The organism is Pantoea sp. App145 (assembly GCF_047947045.1).
GTDB lineage: Bacteria > Pseudomonadota > Gammaproteobacteria > Enterobacterales > Enterobacteriaceae > Pantoea.
In genome coordinates this window covers 4,170,307-4,195,708 of the sequence record NZ_CP133290.1, presented here as the reverse complement: position 1 = coordinate 4,195,708, position 25,402 = coordinate 4,170,307, and the positions used below count along the sequence as shown (strand labels likewise).

22 protein-coding genes are annotated in these 25,402 nt (G+C 55.2%); 6 read left to right on the top strand and 16 right to left on the bottom strand.

Annotated features, from left to right (window positions below; genetic code table 11):
- Positions 1 to 16 precede the first annotated feature (16 nt).
- The gene (gene pta / locus RCF31_RS19445) at positions 17 to 2,161 is read left to right on the top strand and encodes a phosphate acetyltransferase (protein ID WP_208715910.1); all 2,145 of its coding nucleotides are present in this window, start codon (positions 17 to 19) and stop codon (positions 2,159 to 2,161) included.
- 110 nt (positions 2,162 to 2,271) lie between these two features.
- Here pta and RCF31_RS19440 read toward each other — a convergent pair whose 3' ends face one another.
- Together RCF31_RS19440 and RCF31_RS19435 are read right to left on the bottom strand one after the other, a co-directional pair.
- Positions 2,272 to 3,357 (bottom strand): ABC transporter ATP-binding protein, encoded by a 1,086-nt coding sequence (locus tag RCF31_RS19440; protein ID WP_416412016.1) that lies wholly within the window; start codon positions 3,355 to 3,357, stop codon positions 2,272 to 2,274.
- A 275-nt stretch (positions 3,358 to 3,632) separates the two neighbouring features.
- Positions 3,633 to 5,129, bottom strand: a complete 1,497-nt coding sequence (locus tag RCF31_RS19435; protein WP_299445306.1) for a PLP-dependent aminotransferase family protein — start codon at positions 5,127 to 5,129, stop codon at positions 3,633 to 3,635.
- Positions 5,130 to 5,251: 122 nt separating this feature from the next.
- Between RCF31_RS19435 and RCF31_RS19430 the strand changes: the two genes are divergently transcribed.
- From RCF31_RS19430 to RCF31_RS19415, 4 genes are all read left to right on the top strand, one after another.
- On the top strand, positions 5,252 to 6,511 hold the full coding sequence (locus RCF31_RS19430) for a 4-aminobutyrate--2-oxoglutarate transaminase (RefSeq protein WP_416412015.1): 1,260 nt from the start codon (positions 5,252 to 5,254) through the stop codon (positions 6,509 to 6,511).
- Positions 6,512 to 6,628: 117 nt separating this feature from the next.
- Complete coding sequence (locus RCF31_RS19425) at positions 6,629 to 7,654, top strand: ABC transporter substrate-binding protein (protein ID WP_299445302.1); 1,026 nt, start codon at positions 6,629 to 6,631, stop codon at positions 7,652 to 7,654.
- Positions 7,655 to 7,723: 69 nt separating this feature from the next.
- The gene (locus tag RCF31_RS19420) at positions 7,724 to 8,992 is read left to right on the top strand and encodes an ABC transporter permease (RefSeq protein ID WP_416412014.1); all 1,269 of its coding nucleotides are present in this window, start codon (positions 7,724 to 7,726) and stop codon (positions 8,990 to 8,992) included.
- An 11-nt stretch (positions 8,993 to 9,003) separates the two neighbouring features.
- Positions 9,004 to 9,831 carry an ABC transporter permease gene (locus tag RCF31_RS19415; RefSeq protein ID WP_299445298.1) on the top strand — a complete coding sequence of 276 codons (828 nt, stop codon included), beginning with the start codon at positions 9,004 to 9,006 and terminating at the stop codon, positions 9,829 to 9,831.
- Positions 9,832 to 9,863: 32 nt separating this feature from the next.
- Here RCF31_RS19415 and yfcD read toward each other — a convergent pair whose 3' ends face one another.
- Both yfcD and yfcF read right to left on the bottom strand, forming a co-directional pair.
- The gene (gene yfcD / locus RCF31_RS19410) at positions 9,864 to 10,382 is read right to left on the bottom strand and encodes an NUDIX hydrolase YfcD (protein ID WP_299445296.1); all 519 of its coding nucleotides are present in this window, start codon (positions 10,380 to 10,382) and stop codon (positions 9,864 to 9,866) included.
- 111 nt (positions 10,383 to 10,493) lie between these two features.
- Positions 10,494 to 11,135, bottom strand: coding sequence for a glutathione transferase (yfcF, locus tag RCF31_RS19405; RefSeq protein WP_299445294.1), 642 nt, complete (start codon positions 11,133 to 11,135; stop codon positions 10,494 to 10,496).
- 192 nt (positions 11,136 to 11,327) lie between these two features.
- Here yfcF and RCF31_RS19400 point away from each other — a divergent pair, with 192 nt between their 5' ends.
- The gene (locus RCF31_RS19400) at positions 11,328 to 12,221 is read left to right on the top strand and encodes a TIGR01777 family oxidoreductase (protein WP_416412013.1); all 894 of its coding nucleotides are present in this window, start codon (positions 11,328 to 11,330) and stop codon (positions 12,219 to 12,221) included.
- A gap of 94 nt (positions 12,222 to 12,315) precedes the next feature.
- On the opposite strand, the gene hisP is transcribed toward RCF31_RS19400, so the two are convergent.
- The 12 genes from hisP to RCF31_RS19340 all read right to left on the bottom strand — a co-directional run bounded on the left by hisP (position 12,316) and on the right by RCF31_RS19340 (position 25,389).
- Entirely contained in the window at positions 12,316 to 13,089 is a 774-nt protein-coding gene (gene hisP, locus RCF31_RS19395) for a histidine ABC transporter ATP-binding protein HisP (protein WP_084876139.1), read from the bottom strand.
- 7 nt (positions 13,090 to 13,096) lie between these two features.
- The gene (locus tag RCF31_RS19390) at positions 13,097 to 13,813 is read right to left on the bottom strand and encodes an ABC transporter permease (RefSeq protein ID WP_084876140.1); all 717 of its coding nucleotides are present in this window, start codon (positions 13,811 to 13,813) and stop codon (positions 13,097 to 13,099) included.
- Complete coding sequence (locus tag RCF31_RS19385; RefSeq protein WP_299445286.1) at positions 13,810 to 14,496, bottom strand: histidine ABC transporter permease HisQ; 687 nt, start codon at positions 14,494 to 14,496, stop codon at positions 13,810 to 13,812. The genes RCF31_RS19390 and RCF31_RS19385 overlap by 4 nt, the downstream gene beginning before the upstream one ends.
- A gap of 73 nt (positions 14,497 to 14,569) precedes the next feature.
- Positions 14,570 to 15,352: a lysine/arginine/ornithine ABC transporter substrate-binding protein ArgT gene (argT, locus tag RCF31_RS19380; RefSeq protein WP_208715920.1), complete on the bottom strand. Its 783-nt coding sequence runs from the start codon at positions 15,350 to 15,352 to the stop codon at positions 14,570 to 14,572.
- 275 nt (positions 15,353 to 15,627) lie between these two features.
- Positions 15,628 to 16,197 (bottom strand): UbiX family flavin prenyltransferase, encoded by a 570-nt coding sequence (locus RCF31_RS19375; RefSeq protein ID WP_084878532.1) that lies wholly within the window; start codon positions 16,195 to 16,197, stop codon positions 15,628 to 15,630.
- A gap of 202 nt (positions 16,198 to 16,399) precedes the next feature.
- Positions 16,400 to 18,733, bottom strand: a complete 2,334-nt coding sequence (locus tag RCF31_RS19370; RefSeq protein WP_416412012.1) for an inverse autotransporter beta domain-containing protein — start codon at positions 18,731 to 18,733, stop codon at positions 16,400 to 16,402.
- 598 nt (positions 18,734 to 19,331) lie between these two features.
- Positions 19,332 to 20,849 (bottom strand): amidophosphoribosyltransferase, encoded by a 1,518-nt coding sequence (purF, locus tag RCF31_RS19365; RefSeq protein ID WP_299445281.1) that lies wholly within the window; start codon positions 20,847 to 20,849, stop codon positions 19,332 to 19,334.
- Positions 20,850 to 20,885: 36 nt separating this feature from the next.
- Entirely contained in the window at positions 20,886 to 21,371 is a 486-nt protein-coding gene (gene cvpA / locus RCF31_RS19360) for a colicin V production protein (RefSeq protein WP_084876145.1), read from the bottom strand.
- Between the two features lie 252 nt (positions 21,372 to 21,623).
- Entirely contained in the window at positions 21,624 to 22,361 is a 738-nt protein-coding gene (gene dedD, locus RCF31_RS19355; protein ID WP_416412011.1) for a cell division protein DedD, read from the bottom strand.
- Complete coding sequence (folC, locus tag RCF31_RS19350) at positions 22,351 to 23,619, bottom strand: bifunctional tetrahydrofolate synthase/dihydrofolate synthase (RefSeq protein ID WP_416412010.1); 1,269 nt, start codon at positions 23,617 to 23,619, stop codon at positions 22,351 to 22,353. Before folC ends, dedD begins: the two co-directional genes overlap by 11 nt.
- A 66-nt stretch (positions 23,620 to 23,685) precedes the next feature.
- The gene (gene accD / locus RCF31_RS19345) at positions 23,686 to 24,594 is read right to left on the bottom strand and encodes an acetyl-CoA carboxylase, carboxyltransferase subunit beta (RefSeq protein ID WP_416412009.1); all 909 of its coding nucleotides are present in this window, start codon (positions 24,592 to 24,594) and stop codon (positions 23,686 to 23,688) included.
- 132 nt (positions 24,595 to 24,726) lie between these two features.
- Complete coding sequence (locus RCF31_RS19340; RefSeq protein ID WP_299445273.1) at positions 24,727 to 25,389, bottom strand: DedA family protein; 663 nt, start codon at positions 25,387 to 25,389, stop codon at positions 24,727 to 24,729.
- Between the last annotated feature and the right edge of the window lie 13 nt (positions 25,390 to 25,402).

Genomic DNA, 25,402 nt, shown 5'->3' with positions numbered 1-25,402 from the left:
CCTGAGAGGTTATAAAGTGTCACGTACAATTATGCTCATTCCAACCGGCACCAGCGTCGGTCTGACCAGCGTCAGTCTTGGCGTGATCCGTGCGATGGAACGCAAAGGCGTGCGCCTGAGCGTATTCAAACCGATTGCGCAGCCACGTACTGGCGGCGACAAACCGGACCAGACCACCACCATCATCCGTAAGAACTCCACGATCCCAGCCGCTGAACCGCTGCTGATGTCACGTGTTGAGTCGCTGCTGGGTTCGAACCAGCAGGACGTGCTGATGGAAGAGATCATCGCCCGCTACCATGAAAACACCAAAGATGCCGAAGTGGTGCTGGTGGAAGGTCTGGTGCCGACACGCAAACACCAGTTTGCCTCCGCACTGAACTATGAAATCGCCAAAACCCTGAACGCCGAAATCGTCTTCGTCACCGCCCTGGGTAACGATTCTCCGGCCCAGCTGAAAGAACGTATCGAACTGACGCAAAGCAGCTTTGGCGGCAGCAAGAACAAAAACATCACTGGCGTGATCATCAACAAACTGAATGCTCCGGTGGATGAACAGGGACGCACGCGTCCGGATTTGTCAGAGATTTTTGATGACTCTTCCAAAGCCAGCATCGCCAACATCGATCCTAAAACGCTGTTCACCAACAGCCCGCTGCCGGTGCTGGGTTGTGTGCCGTGGAGCTTTGATCTGATCGCCACCCGCGCGATTGATATGTGCCGTCACCTGAACGCCGACATCATCAACGAAGGCGAAATCCAGACGCGCCGGGTGAAATCCGTTACCTTCTGCGCCCGTAGCATCCCGCACATGCTGGAGCACTTCCGTCCGGGTTCTCTGCTGGTGACCTCCGCAGACCGCCCTGACGTATTGCTGGCAGCCTGCCTGGCCGCGATGAACGGCGTGGAAATCGGGGCCATTCTGCTGACCGGTGGTTACGAGATTGATGAACGTATTGGTCGTCTGTGCGAGCGCGCCTTCCAGACCGGCCTGCCGGTATTTATGGTGAAAACCAACACCTGGCAGACCTCGCTCAGCCTGCAAAGCTTCAACCTGGAAGTCCCGGCTGATGATACCCAGCGTATTGAAAAAGTGCAGGAGTACGTCGCCAGCTACATCAATGACGACTGGATCGAATCGCTGACCGCCACTTCCGAGCGCAGCCGTCGTCTGTCACCGCCAGCCTTCCGCTACCAGCTGACCGAGCTGGCACGCAAAGCAGGCAAGCGTATCGTTCTGCCGGAAGGCGACGAACCGCGAACCGTGAAAGCCGCCGCCATCTGTGCCGAACGCGGAATCGCCACCTGTGTGCTGCTGGGTAACCCGGATGAGATCCAGCGTGTGGCTGCGGCTCAGGGCGTGGAACTGGGCAAAGGCATCGTCATTGTCGATCCGGAAGTGGTGCGTGAAAACTATGTGCCGCGTCTGGTTGAACTGCGTAAGAGCAAAGGCATGACCGAAGTGGTTGCGCAGGAACAGCTGGAAGACAACGTGGTGCTGGGCACCATGATGCTGGAAAGTGGTGAAGTTGATGGCCTGGTTTCCGGTGCCGTACACACCACCGCCAACACCATCCGTCCGCCGTTGCAGCTGATCAAAACTGCGCCGAACAGCTCACTGGTTTCTTCGGTGTTCTTTATGCTGCTGCCGGAGCAGGTGCTGGTGTATGGCGACTGCGCCATCAACCCGGACCCGAACCCGGAACAGCTGGCCGAAATCGCGATTCAGTCTGCCGATTCTGCTAAAGCCTTCGGTATCGACCCGCGCGTCGCGATGATCTCCTACTCCACCGGTAACTCCGGTGCCGGTAGCGACGTTGAGAAAGTCCGTGAAGCCACGCGTATCGCGCAGGAAAAACGCCCTGACCTGGTGATCGACGGTCCGTTGCAGTATGACGCCGCCATCATGGAAGACGTGGCGAAATCCAAAGCGCCGAACTCGCAGGTTGCAGGCCGTGCCACCGTGTTTATCTTCCCGGATCTGAACACCGGTAACACCACCTACAAAGCGGTACAGCGTTCAGCGGACCTGATCTCCATCGGACCGATGTTGCAGGGTATGCGCAAGCCGGTCAACGACCTGTCACGCGGTGCGCTGGTGGATGACATTGTCTACACCATCGCCCTGACAGCGATTCAGTCGCAGCAGGCTGAAGGTTAAAACGCTTAAGGCGTCCCTTGGGACGCCTTGTTTTGCGCGATAAATCGCGCCGCTACGTACACTGCACACATTTGTAGCGGCGCGATTTATCGCGCAAGGTCAACAGCGATTTATTGCAACATCACATCCAGCGCACGCAGATGCTGCGGCTGCCACGACAGGCTTACCTGTGCGCCCGGCTGCCAGCTTTTGTCCATCTTCGACGGCGACAGCTTCACCATAAAGTTCTCCTGCCCGGCCACGCTGGTCAGCATACGAACATGGTCGCCCAGGTAAATAAACTGCTGGATCTGCGCCTGCACGATCTGATCGCCCTGCTCCGGTGCATTGACGTTCACACGCTCCGGGCGAATGCTGAGCTGGATCTTTTTGCCCGGTGAACTGGGGCGCACTTTCAGCGCATCAAGCTGCGTACCATCATCCAGTTTCACCTGATAGAAATCACCGTTCTGCGCCACCTGCGTCGCCAGTAAGCTGTTGTTTTCGCCAATAAACTGCGCGACAAACGCATTCTCCGGCTGCTCGTAAAGTTTATCCGGGCTGTCCATCTGCTGGATCATGCCATCGTTGAATACCGCGACCCGATCGGACATGGTCATCGCTTCGCTCTGATCATGCGTCACATAGACGATCGTCAGGCCCAGAATATCGTGTAACTGTTTGATCTCCATCTGCATATGTTCACGCAGTTGCTTATCCAGCGCCCCGAGCGGTTCATCCATCAGCACCAGCTTCGGTTCAAACACCAGCGCACGCGCCAGGGCCACACGTTGCTGCTGCCCCCCGGACATTTGGGCCGGATAGCGATCCGCCAGTGACGTCAGTTTGATCATATCCAGAATGCGATCAACGCGGGATTTGATGTCGGCTTTGTTCATGCGGCGGATCGACAGCGGAAAGGCAAGATTTTCCGCCACCGTCATATGGGGGAACAGCGCATAGTTCTGGAATACCATGCCGATGTCGCGCTGATGCGGTGGCAAGGTATGCAGCGGTTTATCACGCAATAAAATCTCGCCATCGGTCGGCGTTTCAAAGCCCGCCAGCATCATCAGGCTGGTGGTTTTACCTGAACCGGATGGACCAAGCAGCGTGAGAAACTCCCCTTCCTCCACGTCAAGATTGAGGTTACGCACCACCAGCTTATCGCCGTCGTAACTCTTTTTTATGTTCCTGAAACTAACGAAATTTCTCATGACGTTCTCTCGTAAAGCGTGAAGGAAAAGTAATTCGGCACGATTCCTGCATCGACATGTCTGACATGCGCATGCTGGCGGCTCTTTTTTTAGCACTATCACAACGCATTTCAGGAACACAAGAGAAATTTGACAATTTTAATACAAAGTTAGCCTGAATCAAAAACCGCAGGCTATTGATTTCTATTGTCTTTTAAAAATTAACGTTGCAAAAATGTTAATAATACCGCTAATGCACTGATTACGTGCCCTGCACCGGGACAGGGCAGCATCGGTCACATCGGCACCGGTGTGGTTTTGAGATGGTGTTGCAGGCGTTGCAGAATCGGCGCGAACGCAGTGGCCATCTGCGCTTCGTCAACGCAGGCATAGCCCAGCAGCAGGCCGCGACGCAACGTCCCGCGCTGGTAGTACGAGGAGAGCGGACGTGTCAGCACACCGTTCTGCTCCAGCTCGGCACTGAAAGCCACATCGTCGATACTTTCCGGCAGGCCCAGAATCAGGTGCAACCCGGCGTTGCTGTGGTGTACCACCCAGGACGCGCCGAGGGTGTCGGTAATCAGCGCCACCAACGCCGCACGGCGACGGCTGTAAATCTGCCGCATCCGCCGCACATGGGCTGCGTAGTGCCCTTCACGAATAAACTCCGCCAGCGTCAGCTGCACCAGGCCATATCCGCCACGATAAAGCTCCGAATGGGCCATTTTCATACGCGTCGCCAGCGGTTTTGGCACCACCATGTAACTCAGACGAATCCCCGGGTAGAGCGTCTTGCTGAAGGTGCCGAGATAAATCACTGGTGCATCCGGCGACAAGCCCTGGAGCGCCGGAATCGGGCTGCCAGCAAAGCGGAACTCACCATCGTAATCATCCTCAACCACCCAGCTACCGGTACTTTTGGCGCGATTTAATAACTCATGGCGGCGTTGCAGGCTCATCACTGCCCCCAGCGGATACTGGTGCGAGGGGGTGACGCAAATCAGGCGTGGCGCAGGACGGTCACTCTGTTCCGCGGGCAGCACCAACCCCTGCTCGTCCACCTCGGTGGGGATCAGGTCGATACCATTGACTGCCAGCACGTTGCGGATGCCCCAGTAACCCGGCTCCTCCACCAGCGCACTGTCGCCCGGATCGCACAGCATTTTCGCCAGCAAATCGAGCGACTGATGGGTGCCCGCCGTGACCAGCACCTGTTCCGCCGTACAGTTGACCGAACGGATCACCCGCAGATACTCAGCCAGCGCCTGTTGCAGCTCGACGCATCCACCGTGGTTGGCATAGCTCAGTGATTCCACCGGCAGACGTCGGCTGATGCGCAGCTGGATTTTGCGCCAGATATCGTGCGGCATATAACTCACATCCGGCACGCCCGGCATAAACGCCCCCCACTGAAACGCCCCGGCACCACTTTGCGACAGCAGACGCGCCCCGCGTCGTGACAGGCGGATAGTATTCATACCACGTGCACGTGGAACGGGTGCCGGGGCCACTTCCGGGCTTTGTTCCGGCAGCACCAGGCAGACGAAGGTACCACTTCCGGTGCGAGTTTCCAGATAGCCTTCCGATTGCAGTTTTTCGTACGCCGCCAGTACGGTATTACGCGATACCGAAAGCTCGCGCGCCAGGTCACGGCTGGCGGGCAGCCGCACTCCGGTGGCGATGGCACCTTCCTGAATCGCCCCCTGCAACACGTCGTACAGGCGCTTGGCCAGCGAACCGCCGGAAAGCTGATTTAAACGCTGAAACAGCAGGTCACCCAGTAAGCTGCGCAAAATTGGTACCTCAAAATAAAAAAAACTGGCTCTGGATTATAAAACCCTGAAAACGCTAAAAAGCAAGCAGGGCAGTTTTCCGGCGTGAAGTCAGCCGGCGAATCACATGATGAGGTTGAGCTATGAGTAACAGCGAATTACAGGCACGTCGTTTAAACGCCACCCCACGTGGTGTTGGTGTGATGTGCGATTTCTATGCCGTGAAAGCGGAAAATGCCACGCTCTGGGATCATCAGGGCCGTGAATACACCGATTTCAGCGCCGGTATTGCGGTACTAAACACCGGCCACCGTCACCCGAAAGTGATGGCCGCGGTGAAACAGCAGCTGGATTGCTTCACCCACACCGCGTTCCAGGTGATCCCTTACGAGAATTACATCAGCCTGGCCGAGCGCCTGAATGAGCGCGTACCGGTTACCGGTCCGGCCAAAACCACTTTCTTCTCCACCGGAGCCGAAGCGGTGGAGAACGCGGTGAAAATTGCCCGCGCGGCTACCGGTCGTCCCGGCATCATCGCCTTTACCGGTGCGTTTCATGGCCGTACCCATATGACCATGACGCTGACCGGCAAAGTGGTCCCCTACAAGACCGGCTTTGGTCCGTTCGCCAGCTCAGTATTCCATGCCCGCTATCCCAATGCACTGCATGGTCACAGCGTGGCAGCGGCACTGGAAAGTCTCGAAGCCATCTTCAAGTGCGATATCAGTCCGCAGCAAGTCGCCGCCATCATTTTCGAGCCGATTCAGGGCGAAGGTGGTTTTAACGTGGCACCGCCGGAATTTGTCAGCGCGCTGCGCACGCTGTGCGACCAGCACGGCATTTTGTTGATTGCCGACGAAATTCAGAGCGGCTTTGCCCGCACCGGTAAGCTGTTTGCCAGCGAATATTATGACGTGAAGCCTGACCTGATCACCATGGCGAAAAGCCTGGCGGGCGGCATGCCGTTGTCGGCGGTATCCGGACGCGCTGAGGTGATGGATGCACCGCAACCGGGCGGTCTCGGCGGCACTTACGCCGGTAGCCCGCCAGCGATTGCTGCGGCACACGCGGTACTCGACGTGATCGACGAAGAACAACTGTGTCAGCGCGCTAACCAGCTCGGCGCAAAATTGAGTGAAACCCTACAGGGTGCCGGGTGCCGTTCACTGGCTGAAGTACGCGGTCGCGGTTCAATGATTGCGGCGGAGTTTAATGACGCCGCAGGTAAACCTTCCGCCGATATCGCGCGCGCCATCCAGCAGCAGGCACTGGCACAGGGGTTGATTCTGCTGACCTGTGGCGTGCACGGTAACGTGATCCGCTTCCTTTACCCGCTCACCATCCCGGACGCGCAGTTCAACAGCGCATTGCAACTGCTGTCCGGCATTCTGGCGCAACACTAAATCTCTCCCCCGATGCATAGCGCCGTTCCCGCTATGCATCGGTACCTGGCATAAAAGCTGCATTGCAAACACTACGCAGGTTCGCCTGCACATCAATAATAATTCAGGAGTTGTGGGATGGTTAAAAAGTTAGCTGTACTCATTTTCGCTACCATAGCACTGCAAGCACAGGCAGAAACCCTGACTGTGATCTCTTTTGGTGGCACCAACAAGGACGCCCAGGACAAAGCATTCTATAAACCCTTTACCGCTGCCGGGAAAGGCACCATTGATGCTGGCGAATACAACGGCGAGATGGCGCGTATCCGTGCCATGGTGGAGACCAAACAGGTCGGCTGGGATGTGGTTGAGCTGGAAACCCCGGAACTGCTGCGTGGTTGTGATGAAGGCCTGTTCGAGACGCTCGACTGGAGCAAACTGGGCAACAAAAGTGATTTCATTCCTGGCAGCGTCAGCGAATGTGGTGCCGGGATTTTTGTCTGGTCTACCGTGCTGACCTACGACGCCGACAAACTGAAAACCGCCCCCACCAGTTGGGCTGATTTCTGGGATGTGAAGAAATTCCCCGGCAAACGCGCGCTGCGTAAGAGCGCCAAATACACCCTCGAAATCGCGCTGATGGCGGATGGCGTGAAGCGTGAAGATGTCTACAAAGTGCTGGCGACCCCGGCCGGTGTGGACCGCGCCTTCAAAAAGCTGGATGAGCTGAAACCGAATATCCAATGGTGGGAATCCGGCGCACAGCCGCTGCAATGGCTGGTATCGGGTGACGTGGTGATGGCATCGGCTTATAACGGCCGTGTCGGTACCGCCCAGGCGGAAGGCCACAACTTCAAAATCGTCTGGGACGGCGGCCTGTATGACCTGGATAACTGGGCCATCGTCAAGGGATCGAAACATAAAGCCCTGGCAGAACAGTTTATCGCCTTCGCCAACCAGCCCGAAAACCAGAAAGTCTACGCCGAAAATATTCCTTACGGCCCGACCAATATCAAGGCCGGTGCCCTGCTGGCACCTGAGCGCCTGAAGCAGCTGCCCACCTCGCCGGATAACCTGGCGAAATCGGTGCAGGTGGATGCCAATTTCTGGCTGGAACACGGCGAAGAACTGGAACAGCGCTTTAACAGCTGGGCCGCGAAGTAATGTTGTCCGGTAACGGCGCGATCTAACGCGCCGTTGCACAGCACAGAATTTTCAGTAAGGAGTCCGGCCATGAGCCAAAATCCCGTTTTGGATCCCCCAGCACAATCAGTGCATAACCCGCGCGTTCCGACGCTGCGCCAGCGTCTGCAACGTAGCGAGTTTGCGAGGACGCGACGTTCGCTGCTGCTGATTGCACCTCTGCTGGTGTTCGTGGTGGTCTGCTTCCTGTTCCCAATTGGCTCGATCCTGAGCATGAGCATCAATAACCCGGAGCTGCCGGAAGCATTGCCGCAAACCAGCAAAGCGTTGCAGCAGTGGTCTGGCGACGCGCTGCCAGATGAGCGCGTTTATGCGCTGCTGGCCAAAGAGTTGATCGCAGCCCGCGATCAGGGGCAAATCTCCAGCGTGGCGAAACGTCTCAGCTACGAAGATGCCAGCTACCGTCGCCTGATCCTCGCCGTCCCGCGCATCGCCCCTGCCGACGGGGTGGATGTGAAAAACACGATGATGGCTAAACAGCCGCTGTGGGGCGATCTCACCACCTGGCGCACGCTGCAACGTGCCGCAAAACCCTTCACCAGCCTCTACCTGCTGTCGGTGTTTGACCGTAAAGTCGATGCCAAAACCGGTGACATCGTCAACCAGCCAGCTGACCAGGCGCTGTACGTGAATGTGCTGCTGCGCACCTTATGGATGGCGACAGTGGTGACGCTACTGTGCGTCGGTATCGGTTATCCGCTGGCCTACTGGCTGGCGAAGCAACCTTCTGGCCGCGCCAATCTGCTGATGATTCTGGTGCTGCTGCCGTTCTGGACCTCACTGATTGTGCGCACCGCCAGCTGGATTGTGCTGCTGCAATCGGGTGGTCTGATTAACCGTGCGCTGATGGGCATCGGGGTGATCGACCATCCACTGACGCTGGTATTTAACCGCCTGGGTGTTTATATCTCGATGACCCATATTCTGCTGCCGTTTATCGTGCTGCCGTTGTACGCAGTAATGAAAGGCATTTCTCCCAGCTATATGCGCGCCGCTATCTCGCTCGGTGCGCATCCGTTCCTCGCCTTCTGGCGCGTCTACGTGCCGCAAACTTTTGCCGGTATCACCGCTGGTGCGCTGCTGGTGTTTATGATGGCGATTGGTTATTACGTCACCCCCGCGCTGCTCGGCGGCCCGGATGACCAGATGGTCAGCTATTTCGTGGCCTTCTTTACCAACAGCACCATGAACTGGGGCATGGCCGCCGCGCTGGGGAGCCAGCTGCTGATTATCGTGATGCTGCTGTACATCGTTTATATCCGTGTCACCCGTACCTCCGCAGAATCGGCGGCGCGCTAAGGAGCGAAGAAATGAAACAACAAGGTTCTACCCTGCTGCGCCTGTGGGGCGCGTTCTTCAACTTCTATGGCGCGGCGGTGCTGCTGTTTTTAATTCTGCCAATTCTGGTGATCGTGCCGCTATCGTTTAACTCCAGCTCATTTCTCAGCTATCCGCTGAGCGGCTTTTCACTGCGCTGGTATCAAACTTTCTTTCATTCGCAGGAGTGGCTGGGCGCGCTGGGGAACAGTTTGCTGATTGCGCCGCTGGCGACATTGCTCGCCACCATTCTGGGGGTGCTGGCGTCAATGGGACTGGTACGCGGCGAATTTCGCGGCAAAGGCATCGTAATGGCGATTATCATCTCGCCGATGGTGGCACCGGTGGTGATTATCGCGGTAGGGATGTTCTTCTTCTTCGCCCGGTTATCGCTGCTGAACAGCTACCTCGGACTGGTGCTGGCGCATACGCTGCTTGGCGTACCCTTTGTGGTGATTACCGTGGTGGCGGTGCTGAAAAGCTATGACACCAACCTGTCACGCGCGGCAGCCAGCCTGGGCGCATCACCGCTGCTGACCTTCCGCAAAATCACCCTGCCGCTCATCGCTCCAGGGGTGTTCTCTGGCGCGTTATTTGCCTTTGCCGCCTCGTTCGATGAAGTGGTGGTGACGTTGTTTCTCGCCAGCCCGAGCCAGCGTACCCTGCCGATTCAGATGTTTGCCGGGATTCGCGAAAACCTCGATCCCACCATCGCGGCAGCGGCGACGCTGATGATTGCGGCGTCACTGGTGCTGCTGATTGTGATGGAGATACTGCGGCGGCGTGGTGAGCGTATGCGTCAGTCGCATCCCGCCCATTAATGCAAAAGGCACCTCTTGCGGTGCCTTTACTTTTAGGATTCGCTGTTGCGACTCAACCACAACGACAAGGCTTTCAGCGAATCATCGGTGAACTCATCACAGCGGGCAGTGATCTCTTCCGGTGTCATCCAGAAGACTTCATCCACCTCCTCTTCCTGCATCGCAAACGGACCGTGCGACACGCAGCTGAACAAACCGCCCCAGACGCGGCAATGTTCATCTTCGAAGTAGAATTTTCCATGCTCAGCAAACGGCACCGCGGCAATACCCAGTTCTTCTTCCGCTTCACGACGCGCCGATTCCAGCATGTCTTCACCGCTCTGCACCACACCACCGGCGGTGGCATCGAGCATACCAGGCATGAAGTCTTTGATTTCAGTACGACGCTGCACCAGAATCTTGCCCATGCCGTCATGCACCACGATATAGGTGGCGCGATGACGCAGGCACTGCGCACGCATCTGCGCGCGACTGGCCTGCGCAATCACTTCATTCTCTTCGTTAACGATATCTACCCATTCGATACCGTTATCTGCAGGTTGATCCACCATCCGTAACCCTTTTCTGTTTAGGCGTGCCGGGCACGCGCCTGTTTACTGTTCTTTATTAGAGTGTGCGGTAAGGTAAAGGGTTCTTTTCCCCACCGCAAGACCTCTTCGTGCTTAGCGTTGTTTGCCCGATTCCGTCAGCCAAAGCTGGACCGAAGCACGCTGCCACTGGAACTCAGCATAGTGCTGTAGCTTCACCGGTAGCACATCACCATGCAGCGCCAGACGATTTATCATCACCGCCAAATCGGTATCCGCAATCGACCATTCGCCAAACAGGTTCTGCTGTCCATCCGGCAACAGACGTTGCACCGCCGTAATCAGCTTCTGTGCCGCCTGCTCTCCTGCGCGGCTTAGCGGCGCAAAACGTTCACCGGCAAACAACACTTCGGTTGGGCGCTCCTGACGTAGCGGCATCAGGTCGCTGCGCAGCCATGCCTGAATCTCACGGGCATGGGCGCGCTTTTCCCGGTCGCGGGGGTACAGACGTTCGTACTCCGGTGCCGGGAAGCGCTCCTCAAGATATTCGGCAATCGCTGAGGATTCATTAAGAATAAAATCATCAATTTGCAATGTCGGCACCCGACAGGTGAGCGACAGCGCACGATAATCATCATCCCATTGCGCATTACGCGACAGATCAACACGTTTCAGGGTGAAGGGAATGCCCTTTTCGGTCAGTGCCACGTAGACCGACATGGCATAAGGGCTGAAGAAAGAAGCATCGGACCACAACGTCATGTTCGGGTAATTCATCGGCTGCCTCGGATGTGCATCTGGAGTGCTTCATGTTTACCGATTTTTATTTAGTAAGGCAATGTGGATCTGAACCGGTAAGACCAGCGCAGACTACGGTTTTTTCATCGTAAGCGTCGGTGCGGTCACGCCAGCCGTGTGCTTCTCTTCTATGCTGAAACTGAGCACATAACAAGCACAAGGAGGCTCAACATGCATCTGCTTATTACCGGCGGCACGGGTTTGATTGGCCGCCATCTGATCCCGCGCCTGTTACAGCTTGGTCAACAGGTGAGCGTGGTGACGCGTGATGTCGCAGCCGCACGCGAGAAGCTGGACCCACGCGTTGCCTGCTGGTCCGGCCTTGCGCAGCAGCAGGATCTCAATGGTATCGATGGGGTGATTAACCTTGCCGGTGAGCCTATCGCCGACAAGCGCTGGACCGCAGAACAAAAACAACTGCTGTGCGAAAGCCGCTGGCAGGTAACCGAACGCCTGGTGTCGCTGATCCATGCCAGCAGCCAGCCGCCGAAATTTTTGATCTCCGGCTCAGCCACCGGTTTCTATGGCGATACTGGCGATTTGGTCCTGACCGAAGACGATCCCGGCCATGAAGAGTTTACCCATACGCTATGTGCCCGTTGGGAGCAGCTGGCGCTGGCGGCGCAGAGCGATCGTACCCGGGTGTGCCTGCTGCGTACCGGCGTGGTACTGGCGAAGGAAGGCGGTGCGCTGGCAAAAATGAAGCTGCCGTTCAGGCTCGGCGTCGGTGGCCCCATCGGTAGCGGCAAACAATATCTGCCGTGGATTCATATCGACGACCTGGTGAATGCGATCTGGTGGCTGATTGATAATCCGTTGCAGGGGCCATTCAATCTGGTGTCGCCCTATGCGGTCCGCAACGAACAATTTGCTGCCACGCTCGGCCAGGTGATGCATCGTCCGGCCTTTATGCGCACCCCGGCCAGCGCTATCAGGCTGATGATGGGTGAGTCTGCCGTGCTGGTGCTCGGCGGCCAGCATGTGCTGCCAAAACGGCTGGAGGAGTCAGGATTTGGTTTTCGCTGGTATGACTTGCAGGAGGCATTGCAGGATACGGCGGCGTAAACATCCCCCCTCGTAGCGGCGCGATTTATCGCGCAATTCCGTGCGTGATGCAGGAAACGCCCGCGCGATAAATCGCGCCGCTACGGGGAATCGTTTATTTCAGCGAACCTTTGAGGAACTGCTGCAAACGCGGGCTTTTCGGGTTGTTAAACACTTCATCGGGCGCACCCTGCTCTTCAATTTTCCCCTGATGCAGGAAAATCACATGGCTGGAGACGTGACGGGCAAACTCCATTTCGTGGGTGACCACCACCATAGTTTTCCCTTCTTCAGCCAGCTTCTGCATGATGCGCAGCACTTCACCGACCAGCTCCGGGTCGAGCGCCGAAGTCGGTTCATCAAATAACAGCACTTCCGGTTCCATCGCCAGCGCACGGGCGATAGAAACGCGCTGCTGCTGACCACCGGACAGGTGCACCGGATATTTGGCACGGGCGCGTTCGTCGATGCCGACTTTATCCAGATACTTAATCGCACGTTCGCGTGCTTCGGTTTTGCTCAGGCCCAGCACCTGAATCGGTGCTTCCATCACGTTCTCCAGCACCGTCATGTGGCTCCACAGGTTGAAGTGCTGGAACACCATGGTGAGACGGGTACGCAGCGAGCGCAACTGCTCCTTATTCGAGACCTTCAGCTGACCATCAGTGTCGCGCACCAGGTTGATCTGCTCATTGTTAACTGCGATGGTGCCTTCACTCGGTTTTTCGAGGAAGTTAATGCAGCGCAGAAAAGTACTTTTCCCGGAACCGGACGAGCCAATGATACTAATAACGTCACCGGCATCCGCCTGTAATGACACGCCTTTCAGGACTTCATGTTCACCGTAACGCTTGTGCAGTTCGGTAACGCTTAATTTATTTTCAGCCATAGGTTACTCAATGCGATGAAGAAGGTTTCACGTGGGCCAGCCAGCGGCGCTCCGCCATACGGAACAGGCTAATCAACACGTAAGAGATAATCAGGTACAGCACCGCGGCAATACCAAAAGCGACAAACGGCTGATAGGTCGCGGAGTTGATATCACGCGCCACTTTCAGCAGGTCTGGCACTGTGGCGGTAAACGCCAGCGCGGTGGAGTGCAGCATCAGGATCACTTCATTGCTATAGGCAGGCAGCGCGGTACGCAGCGCCGAAGGCAGAATGATGCAACGATACAATTTAAAGGTTGAGAACCCATAGGCGCGTGCCGCTTCGATTTCACCGTGTGGTACGGCGCGAATAGCCCCGGCAAACATTTCGGTGGTATAGGCGCAGGTGTTGAGGGTAAACGCCAGCAGGGTACAGTTAAGTCCGCTGCGGAAGAAGGCGTTCAGCAACTCGGACCCTTTCACTACTTCCAGCGTGTACATGCCGGAGTAGAACACCAGCAGCTGCACATACAACGGCGTACCGCGGAATATGTAGGTGAACAACCATACCGGGGTGGAGATAAAGCGATTGGGTGACACCCGGGCAATCGACAGCAACACCGCCAGACAACCGCCAATCGCCACAGAAATAATCAACAGCCACAGGGTGATAGCCACGCCGGTAAAACGGTAACCATCGGTCCAGAGCAGGGATTTCCAATACTCCTGAATAATATCGATCATAGCTCTGCCCTTTTCACACCCACTGAGTAGCGGCGTTCAAGCCACCACAGCACGCCGTTCGACAGCGTGGTAAACACCAGATAAATCACCCCGGCAACAATCGCGAAGTAGAACGGCTGCCAGGTGCTTTTACCTGCCAGCTGGGTGGCTTTCACCACATCCTCAAGGCCGAGCAGCGAAACCAGCGCGGTCGCTTTGAGGATCACCTGCCAGTTGTTACCGATGCCCGGCAGCGCAAAGCGCATCATCGCCGGGAACAGAATGCGACGGAAAGTTTGCGAGCCGGTAAAACCAAACGCGGTGGCCGCTTCAATCTGCCCCTTCGGCACAGCGAGAAACGCACCACGGAAGGTTTCAGTAAAGTAAGCACCATAGATAAAGCCGAGGGTGATGATACCGGCCACCATCGGGTCGATATCGAACTGCGCGACACCCATCGCATCGGTCAGGGAGTTCAGGGCGATCTGCAGACCGTAGAAAATCAGCAGCATCAACACCAGATCCGGTACGCCGCGAATCAGCGTGGTGTAGCCTTCAAAAAGCATCGCCAGCGGGCGATTGCGGGAAAGTTTGGCGCCAGCGCCAATTAAACCAAGCACCACGGCCAGCAACACCGAACTGAGCGCCAGTTCCAGTGTAACCAGGGTGCCTTTTAGAATGACGTCAGAATAGCCATACAACATGAATTTGATCCTGTCGTGGGGAAATTAACGAAGCACTGCCCGCATGTCGCGGGCAGTCTGGTAGACAGGATAATCAGTCACCGTACACATTGAAATCAAAGTATTTCTTCGCAATCTTATCGTAAGTACCGTCTTTGCGCATCGCTTCGAAGGCTTTGTCGATGGCGGCTTTCAGATCCGCATCATCTTTACGCAGGCCCATACCGGTGCCGACGCCAAAGATTTTATCATCTTTCACCGCCGGGCCAGCAAAGGCGTAGTTTTTACCTACCGGCTGCTTCAGGAAGCCTTCGCTCGCCTGCACTTCGTCCTGGAAAGCGGCATCGATACGGCCCGCATTCAGGTCCTGATACACCAGATCCTGGTTAGCATACGGCGTAACGGTGACACCCTGCGGACGCCAGTATTGATTGGCGTAAGTTTCCTGGGTAGTGCCCTGCAACAGACCAATATTCTTGCCTTTCAGTGACTCAATGGTCGGCTGAATGGTGGAACCTTTTGGTGCAACCAGACGGGCGTTTGCTGCGTAGAGTTTTTCAGAGAAGCCAATCTCTTCCTGACGCTTTTCAGTAATGGAAAGTGAAGAGATGATGGCATCGATCTTCTTCGCTTTCAGCGACGGGATCAGCGCATCGAAATCGCTTTCCACATAAGTACATTTAGTCTTGATGCGTTTACAGATCTCGTTAGCCAGATCAATGTCAAAACCCACTAACTGTCCTTGCGCGTTTTTCGATTCAAACGGCGGGTAAGTCGGGTCAGTCCCGATGCGCAGCGTATGCGGTACCGCCGCGAACACGCTCGCGGCGCTGGACATTGCCAGCATCAGAGAAAGAGCCAGAACTCGCTTTTTCATAGGTAACCCTCAAGTGAAGTGCTTTTTGTTATGTGGTGCGTGATGTGTTTGCGCTGTTTAATTTGCATGTTTCATGCCAGTTGTGCAAATTGGCGAAACCCTGTACAGACGCACTAAATACTGCGCCCACCAGGGGCGCAAGCACTTAGTTTGTGAGGAAAATATAACAGTCGGGTGAGCAGGAAAAAGCGACATTGTTAACTTTTGGTGCATGAAATGCACGAAGAGTGATCCCGAGCGCAATTTCGCACCATAACAGTGCAACTCTGCACCATTTATGCGCCTTGCCAGCGAGTGAACAGATCCTGCGGTAACTCAATATCGAACTGGTCCAGTACGCGATTGACCGTTTGATCCACCAGCTCGGCAATATTTTGCGGACGGTGATAAAACGCGGGTACCGGCGGCATAATCACGGCGCCCAGTTCAGCGGCAGTGGTCATCATACGCAGATGGCCTACGTGCAACGGGGTTTCCCGCACACACAGCACCAGTTTGCGCTGCTCTTTCAGCACCACGTCAGCGGCACGCGTCAGCAGGCTATCGCTGTAGCTGTGCACAATGCCGGACAGGGTTTTCATTGAACAGGGCAGGATCACCATGCCAAGTGTTTTAAATGAACCGGAGGAAATGCTGGCTGCAATATCGCGCACGTCATGCACCACATTGGCCAGTGCCTGCACCTCGCGCAGATTGAAATCGGTTTCCAGCGCCAGGGTCTGACGCGCAGCCTGACTCATCACCAGATGGGTTTCCACCTCGGCCAGCGGTTGTAACACCTGCAACAGGCGCACGCCGTAGATTGCGCCGCTGGCGCCGGAAATACCAATGATGAGTCGTTTCATAATTATTTTGCCCTGCAGGTAAACCACAATCATAACCCGCAGCAGAAGAGGAAGACAAACTGGCTGGCATGTTTACCACTGATATCCAACGGTGACGCCGGATAGATTGAATAATACCGAACAGGTTATGAACATCGACGTGACTGAATGGATAAAAGGCGACTGAACAACCATCGCCTTTCACCTGGATAACTATGCCAGCTTATTGAGGAACAAAAGTAATATTTATGGTTTTGATATCTATACGATTACCATTAAGAAGCGGGTAAACCTTATAGTAAGCCTGGTTCTGAGGCTTAAGACTACTCAGCATACGCGCGGAACCTGCAAGAATGCCGTTCTCGTTAGTTTTACCGTTACTCAGCAATTCTATCTGCCTGCCGTCATATCCATTCAACTCTTTAAAAGAGAGGCCAGATAAATTTGCCAGTGGATTACCAAATTTATCAACCAGGGTGACGTCAAACGTTGCATCGTCAGTGGAGCCAGGCTGACCCGGTTTAAATTTACCTTCATTGGCTCGATAATCTTTGATCGTTGCCGAAGTGAGGTCAGCATTGACCGTTACTGAGACCGCATTAGACGCCAGGTCATTAATATGGCTTGTTACCGTATAGGTGCCTGCTTTTTCGACAGACTTACTGGCCGTCACCCTGCCGTTTTCATCGGTTTTACCCTCATTTGCCGCATTGATGATGTTGCCATTCTCATCGGTAAACTTCACAACAGCATCCTTTAAGGGGTTACCTTCCTTGTCAGTGACCATCGCGGTGAAAGTCATGGTGTTACCTGCGGTGACAACCAGAGTTTCGCTGCCCAGCTCTATTTTAGCGGGAGCAACAACGGGAACCTCTTCTTCAACCGCTTTCAGCGTCAGTTGCTGCTGCCCAAGCACGTCTGCACCATGATACAGCACCAGCGTCACCACGCCGGATTCGGCTCCCGCCGTCAGATCTGCCAGATAGCGGCCTGTCGTCCCCTCTTCTTTGATTTCCCCGACAACAACACCGGAACCACTACGCGCATTTTGCAAAGTGGCTTCCAGACGCAGATTGGCGGCCTGCCCGGTGACGGGTTTACCCTCTGCATCTTTCAACTCAATCGCAGCCTGTGCATGTCCGCTGCCATCCGCGACCAATTCATGAATATCAAGATTAAACACGGTCTTTGCGGCATCAGGCTGTTGGGGTTGCTCGGGTTGTACCGGCTCTTCCGGCTGTATCGGTTGTTCCGGATCAGTCGGTTCTTCGGGCAGGATTTGCTGTGCTTTTTCTACCGTGATTGCGACCTGTGCACGCTGCGAGGCTTTACCTTTGGTGTCATACGCCACCGCGCTCAGGGTGTAATGGTTATCGGTACCCTCCTGATACGCTGGCAGCACCAGCACAGAATTCTCGCCCTGTCCGACGATTTTTCCGCCCGCTGCGACCAGTAAGGCGTCATCCCAGACAATTTTTCCCAACCCATGCTTAGCCCAGATACTGATGCCCAGCGGCTGCGAACTGCCCTCCTCTCCCTGAATGGCGCTCGCCAGCGAGAAGGTAATCACCGTCTGCTCGCGATAATCCATCACGATTTGGTTATTACGCGAAACCAGCTCGTAGCGTGAACCCGCCAGGCTACGCTGTTCCGCCACGGCGGCTGACGACAGGTGCCAGTCAAGTGAGCGACCAAAGTTCCAGTTCAGGTTTAATCCAACCTTGGTATCTTTGCCGCTTTGCATGCTATTGCGCTGCTCGGCCTCCACTGAAACCAATGGAACCGGCGTCCAGTTCAGGCCGACAGTCACGGCTGAAGGATCTTTCTGCAGGGTATTGCGGTTGATCAGCGCAACATTATCACCATAATATTGTTCATATTTCACCTTGCCACCCAGTTGCGGGTAGATCGGCAGCCAACTGGACAATTCAATGTCCCAGCCATTCGCCGGACGTTCATCATAATCAGCCATCAACTTTGACTGATGCCAGCCAGTCAAACCGTAATAACCATTCGCAGCCAGGCGTAGCGCTTCGGTCCACAATTCAGCCCCGATACCCGCACGACGGTTGTTACCGCTAAAATCATTATCAAAAAAGACGTTATTGCCCAGCATCCAGCCATCCGCAAAATAACGGATGCCGAGGCCGATATTGCCGGTGTTGCGATCGTCAACACGACGCGCGCCGAGCTGGGTAAACAACAGAATATTTTGGCGGCTGTCCCACAGGGGTACCAGCACATCGCCGGAATAGTTGTAGTCAGAAAAATCTTTGTCCGAACTGATGGAAATTCGTGAGCTACCACCGAAACCGTCTAACCACTCTTCCGCCTGCTGCCCTGCTAATGCAGAAAGCTGGTTCTGGCCAAACTGACGCGCATCCATATTGCGTGAATTCGATTTACTCTCGGCCTTACGCACCGGCTCCGGTTGCTTCGTCTGTTGCGTCTGCGGCTGTACAGCTGATTTTTTTACCGGCAGCCAGACAGTCTGGCCCGTAGTAGCAGCGAGGAAGGTGGCTTTGTCGCTAAACGCAAAAGAATTAATCTCCCACAAGTGATCAACCGAGATTTTATTTGCACGCGCAATATCCTGAATATTTTCATCCGGCTTTAATTTTACGGATTGAACCGTGGTTTCCTGATAATTCCCCCGCTCGCTGAATGCACTGGCGGGCAGGCATACTAATGAAAGGGAAAGTGGCACAAGAATAGCGGTTGTAATAGCCGAAAGTTTAAATCTCTTTCCAGACGTCATTTGAAATTACCCCAGTAAATTGAAATGCTGAACTAAAGGATGAAAAGCGGGGTGAGTTGAAATTATTTTTCACCACGTTTTCCCTGCGGCATTTTCAAACGCGAGGTATCAAAACAGTTAATGAGATTGTCATGATTTCATCATCAATCCCGGAAGCATGATTTTTATTTATGATTTACTAAATAATTAGTTCACTGAATTCAGATTAATTCACCTCCTTATTATGAGTAAGAGGAACATGGCCAGCACTAAGCTATAGCCTGATAAAATTCTGCTACTGGATAAACAGGAAAGTGAGGGTTTTATATCAAGAATGACACGAGGGGCAGGAGGTTTTATTTCTGATGGGAGATAATAATAAAATGCCCGCTTTTAATTAAAAAGCGGGCAATGCAATTTAACCTTCGTTATGTAATTCCAGACCTTCCACTTCAGTCTGACGTGCGATGGCTTTTGCATCGTCATTACGCAGTGACTGGAGATAGTCAAGATAACGCTGGTCAACGTCTTTGGTGACGTAAATACCGTTAAAGACCGAACACTCAAACTGCGCGATATCCGGGTTCTCTTCGCGTACAGCTTCGATCAGATCGTCGAGGTCCTGGAAAATCAACGCATCGGCTTTAATCAGCTGACGAATCTCTTCCACTTCACGACCATGGGCGATCAGCTCGGTCGCGCTCGGCATATCGATGCCATACACGTTCGGGAAACGAATTTCCGGCGCGGCTGAAGCCAGATAGACGCGCTTCGCACCCGCTTCGCGTGCCATCTCGATAATTTGTTCCGAGGTGGTACCACGCACGATAGAGTCATCCACCAACAGCACGTTCTTATCACGGAACTCAGCACGGTTGGCGTTCAGCTTGCGGCGTACCGCGCTGCGACGCAGATGCTGGCCCGGCATGATGAAGGTACGGCCAACGTAGCGGTTTTTCACAAATCCCTGACGATAAGGCTTATCGAGGATACGGGCGATTTCCAGCGCCACATCGGTAGAGGTTTCCGGAATCGGGATCACCACATCGATATCAAGATCTTCCCACTCACGCGCGATCTTCGCACCCAGCTTGGTGCCCATACGTACGCGCGCACTGTAGACCGAAATTTTGTCGAGGAAGGAGTCCGGACGCGCAAAGTAGACGTACTCGAACAGGCACGGATTGCTTTTCGGGTTCTCAGCACACTGACGCGTGGAGAGCTGGCCCTGCTCGGTGATGTAGACCGCTTCACCCGGTGCCACATCACGAATGAACTCAAAGCCCAGCGTATCCAGCGCCACGCTTTCAGACGCGACCATATACTCGATACGGCCATCGGCGATTTGGCGTTTACCCAGCACCAGCGGACGGATGCCGTTAGGATCGCGGAAGGCAACCATGCCATGACCGATAATCATCGAAACCACCGCGTAAGCACCACGCACCTGCTGGTGCACGGCAGCCACCGCGGCAAAAATGTTGTCAGCTTCCAGTGGGTAATGCTGAAAACGGTCCAGCTCCTGCGCAAAGATGTTGAGCAGGATTTCGGAATCAGAGGTGGTGTTGACGTGACGGCGACCCACTTCGAACAGCTGCTTACGCAGTTCGTGCGCGTTGGTCAGGTTACCGTTGTGCGCCAGCGTAATGCCGTAAGGGGAGTTCACATAGAAAGGTTGCGCTTCAGAGGCACTGGAGCTGCCTGCTGTCGGATAACGTACGTGACCAATCCCGATGTTGCCTTGCAAACGCTGCATGTGGCGTGCTTCGAAGACATCGCTCACCAGCCCATTGGCTTTGCGCAAACGAAAGCAGTTAAGCGCATCGATGGTACAAATGCCGGCGGCATCCTGCCCGCGGTGCTGCAGCACCGTTAACGCGTCATAGATCGACTGGTTTACTGGCATAAAACCGGTGATACCAACAATACCGCACATGTTGTCATTTCCTCATTAGCCGCACTCCCGGTGGCGTCACCGGGGTAAAAAACTCGACGTGCTTTTCAGATAGTCAAAAAACCACCTGATGATGTAACTGAACTGGGGAATGAGTTGGGACTGCTGCCAGTCCGGGCTTTTCGAGAAGCCGGTGAATGTATCAAGGAAGAAGAGAATAGCGGCAACGATTAGCACGCCACGCAACGCCCCGAAACAGACCCCCAACACCCTGTCGGTTCCCGACAGGCCGGTCTTTTCAACCAGCGTGCCGATCACATAGTTCACGATGGCACCCACAATCAGGGTAGCAACGAACAGTACCGCGATAGCGATACCGTTACGAACCAGTTCGTCGTCAAAACCTGTAAACCAGACTGCAAGGTAGGCGTAGTAGTGACTGGCGACAAAAAACGCACATCCCCAGGTAACGAGAGATAAGGCTTCCCGGACAAACCCGCGAACCAGGCTGACCAGAGCCGAAAAACTAACTACCGCAATAATGACGTAATCAATCCAGATCATGAACTCTTCCAGCGCCAGCGCGATTGCACCCCTGCATCCAGTTCGGGGCGCATTCTAACAGAAAAAGAAAACGTTTGCGTAGGGTTTTCCGGTTCCGTATCCATAAAAAGGGCGAAGAAAAAAAATCACCTCGCCCCGACGTATCTCAGCAAGGTAACCAACTGAAATAAAATAATTTTTCTGTCATCAATTTGATGAACAACCTGTGCTATGCCGCGCCTTTTTCTGCTATCGGCGCGGCTTATCAACGGTTTAGCGCGTGCTGTACGGTTTGACGACCCCACCGAGTCCGGAAAGGTTTTTCAGCTCACCCAGCGCCGCCTGCATCTTCGCTTTTGACGCATCCGGCCCGACATAAATACGGGTGATCTGGCCCTGAACCGGCGTTGATGGCACCGTAAAGGCGCGATAGCCCGAGAGACGCAACTGCGCCACAATCTCGTTGACCTTCGCTGCGTTTTTCAACGCCCCGAGCTGCACCACATAAGCCTGACCCGCGGGTGCTGGCGCTTCTGCTTCACTCTGCTTCGGCGTTTCGACCGGTTTCGGCTGTTCCACCGGCTTAGGCTCAACCGGTTTCGGCCTGGGTTGCTCAATCGGTTTTGGCTTAGGCTGCTCAACGGGTTTGGGTTTCGGCGTCTGTACCGGCGCGCTTTGATGGACCGGCGGCGGCGTCACCACGCTGGGTTCGCTATTCTGAGCTGGCTGAGTATTGCCGCTCTCTGCCGGACTGGTGGACGTTTTGCTATTGGTCGCACTCGGCTCGGTCGTCGTACCCGCGCCTTCCGGCGGCTGAGCAGGCAACGGCTGGGTGACCGGTGGCACCATCTCGCTGTCCTGCTGATCATCCGGTTTCGGCACCAGCGGAATGGCAGCGAACTCCTCTTTGTAGTGCTTTTTCTTGCCATCCAGCAGGCCAGGTAAGACGATGACGCCAACCGCCACCAGAATCACTGTGCCAACCAAACGGTTCTGAAACTTACTTGCCACTGCCGTTCTCCGCTGCCATCGATTCCATTACCTGTGCCACGGTGTGGAAAGAACCACACACCAGAATCACATCCTCGGGATGCGCCTGCAACCGCGCTGCCTGCCAGGCAGCATCCACGGTAGCAAATGCTTCACCACTCGCCAGATGGGCAATCAGCTGCTCCGCTGTCGCACCGCGTGGACCCTCAAGGGGAGCGCAGTACCAGCTATCCACCTGGGGTGCCAGCGCCGCCAGCGTTCCCGCGATATCTTTATCATGCAGCATACCTACCACCGCATGAACCTTACCGGAACGCGGCAGTTCCGCCAGACGTGAAGCCAGATAATAAGCGGCATGGGGATTATGTGCTACATCCAGGATCACACGAGGTGATTCACTGACCGTCTGGAAACGACCCGGTAAAATAGCCAGCGGCAGATGCTGACGAATAATCGCCTCGCTAACCGGTAAACCCGACGCACGCAGCGCGATAAGCGCGGTCGCGGCATTGGGTAACGGCACCTGCGGTAACGGCAGGTTGCGCAATTCACCCTGCGCATCCTGCAGCGTCCAGCTGTCGCCATGCTGCTGCCATTGCCAGTCGCGGTTACGCTGCAACAGCAATGCGCCCTTCTCTGCCGCAACGATCGCGATGGTATGCGGCATATCCGGTTCACCCACTACGGCCGGTTTACCTGCACGGAACACCCCCGCTTTTTCACGGCCAATGCTTTCGCGATCCGGCCCCAGCCAGTCGGTGTGGTCCAGCGCGATGCTGGTGACCACCGCCACATCGGCATCGACGATGTTGGTCGCGTCGAGGCGTCCACCCAGACCGACCTCGAGGATCACCACATCCAGCCCCGCTTCACGGAACAGATTTAACGCGGATAAGGTACCGAACTCGAAATAGGTCAGCGAGATGTCGCCGCGCCCGGCTTCAATGGCGGCAAAACTGGCGCTGTGCAAAGCTTCATCCAGCTCCTCGCCCTGAATGCGCACCCGTTCGGTGTATCGCACCAGATGCGGTGAACTGTAGACCCCAACACGGAAACCGGCGGCCATCAGTAACGTTTCCAGCGTACGGCAGGTGGTGCCTTTGCCATTGGTTCCGGCAACAGTGAAGACGAAGGGAGCAGGTTTTAGCAGGTCGAGGCGTGCAGCGACGCGTTGAATACGATCCAGACCCAGTTCGATGGTCTGAGAATGCAGATGTTCAAGATAATGAAGCCACGTGGCCAAAGGCGACGTGGCTTGAGGAAGGTGAAGAGTGTCCATGTTTCCCGTTCAGCATGTGTCGCGGCATTAGTAAAAAGGCGCATTGCTGCGCCTTTCCGTTGCCTGTCAGGCCTCGTTGCTTTCCGGCTCAGCCACAGTGGGCTGATCACCATCCTGCAGCGGCGCTGGCAGGTTCATCATTTTCGCCAGCAGGCTTGCCAGCTTAAAGCGCATTTCCGGACGACGGATGATCATATCGATCGCGCCTTTCTCAATCAGGAATTCACTGCGCTGGAAGCCCGGCGGCAATTTTTCACGTACGGTCTGCTCGATAACACGTGGGCCGGCAAAGCCGATCAACGCTTTCGGTTCCGCGACGTTAAGATCGCCCAGCATCGCGAAGCTGGCAGAAACGCCACCCATGGTTGGGTCAGTCAGTACCGAGATATACGGCAGACCGCGTTCCTGCATTTTCGCCAGCGCTGCACTGGTTTTCGCCATCTGCATCAGCGACATCAGCGCTTCCTGCATACGTGCACCGCCACTGGCGGAGAAGCAGATCAGTGGGCAGTTATCTTCCAGCGCCTGCTCAACTGCACGCACAAAGCGAGCACCAACAACCGAACCCATTGAGCCACCCATAAAGGCAAACTCAAACGCCGCAGCCACCACCGGCATACCGTGCAGCTGGCCTTTCATGACGATCAGGGCATCTTTCTCGTCGGTTTCTTTCTGCGCCGCAGACAGACGATCTTTGTACTTTTTCGAGTCACGGAACTTCAGCAGATCCTTCGGTTCCAGCTCGCTACCTAATTCTACCAGTGTTCCTTCATCCAGCAGGCTATGCAGGCGCTCACGGCCATGCATGCGCATGTGATGGTCGCACTTCGGGCAGACCTCAAGATTACGCTCTAGCTCGGCGCGATACAGCACCTGGCCACAGCTGTCGCACTTAGTCCACACCCCTTCCGGGATACTGGCACGGCGCGTCGGCGTAATATTGCTTTTGTTAAGTATGCGTTCAATCCAGCTCATTGATGACCTTTCTGTTTAAAACCGACCTGGTCCAGTCTTCTCATTGCTGCTGAAATCACCTTCAGCAGGCCGTAAATGTCGCTCATTAAACCACAACCGCTTCTCGCTGTGGATAAAAATCTGGTTTTGCGCTTACTGAGATTTCTGCTGACGTGCCTGACGGCGATGACGCCAGACTTCAATTACGCCCGGCAGAATCGACACCACGATAATCGCGACGATCAGCAGTTTCAGGTTCTCCTGCACCACCGGCAGATCCCCAAACAGGTAGCCCGCGTAAGAGAACAGCAGCACCCACAGCAGCGCACCCGAGACGTTAAAGAGCGCGAAGTGGCGATAAGACATATGTCCCATCCCTGCCACAAAGGGGGCAAAGGTTCGCACGATTGGTACAAAGCGCGCAAGTATAATGGTTTTACCGCCGTGGCGTTCGTAGAAGGCGTGGGTCTTGTCCAGGTAGCTGCGACGGAAAATCTTCGAATTGGGATTGCTGAATAACTTCTCACCAAACAGGCGACCAATGGTGTAGTTAACCGCATCGCCCAGAATCGCCGCGATCACCATCAATGCCACCATCATATGCACATTGAGGTCGTTGCTGGGCAGCGCCGCCAGCGCACCGGCCACAAATAACAGCGAATCACCCGGCAGGAAAGGCGTTACCACCAGCCCGGTTTCGCAGAACAGAATCAGGAACAGGATGGCGTAAATCCAGATGCCATACTGCGCCACCAGTTCGGCCAAATGCACATCAATATGCAGGATAAAATCGACGATAAAATGGATGAACTCCATAAAGCCAGGCTCC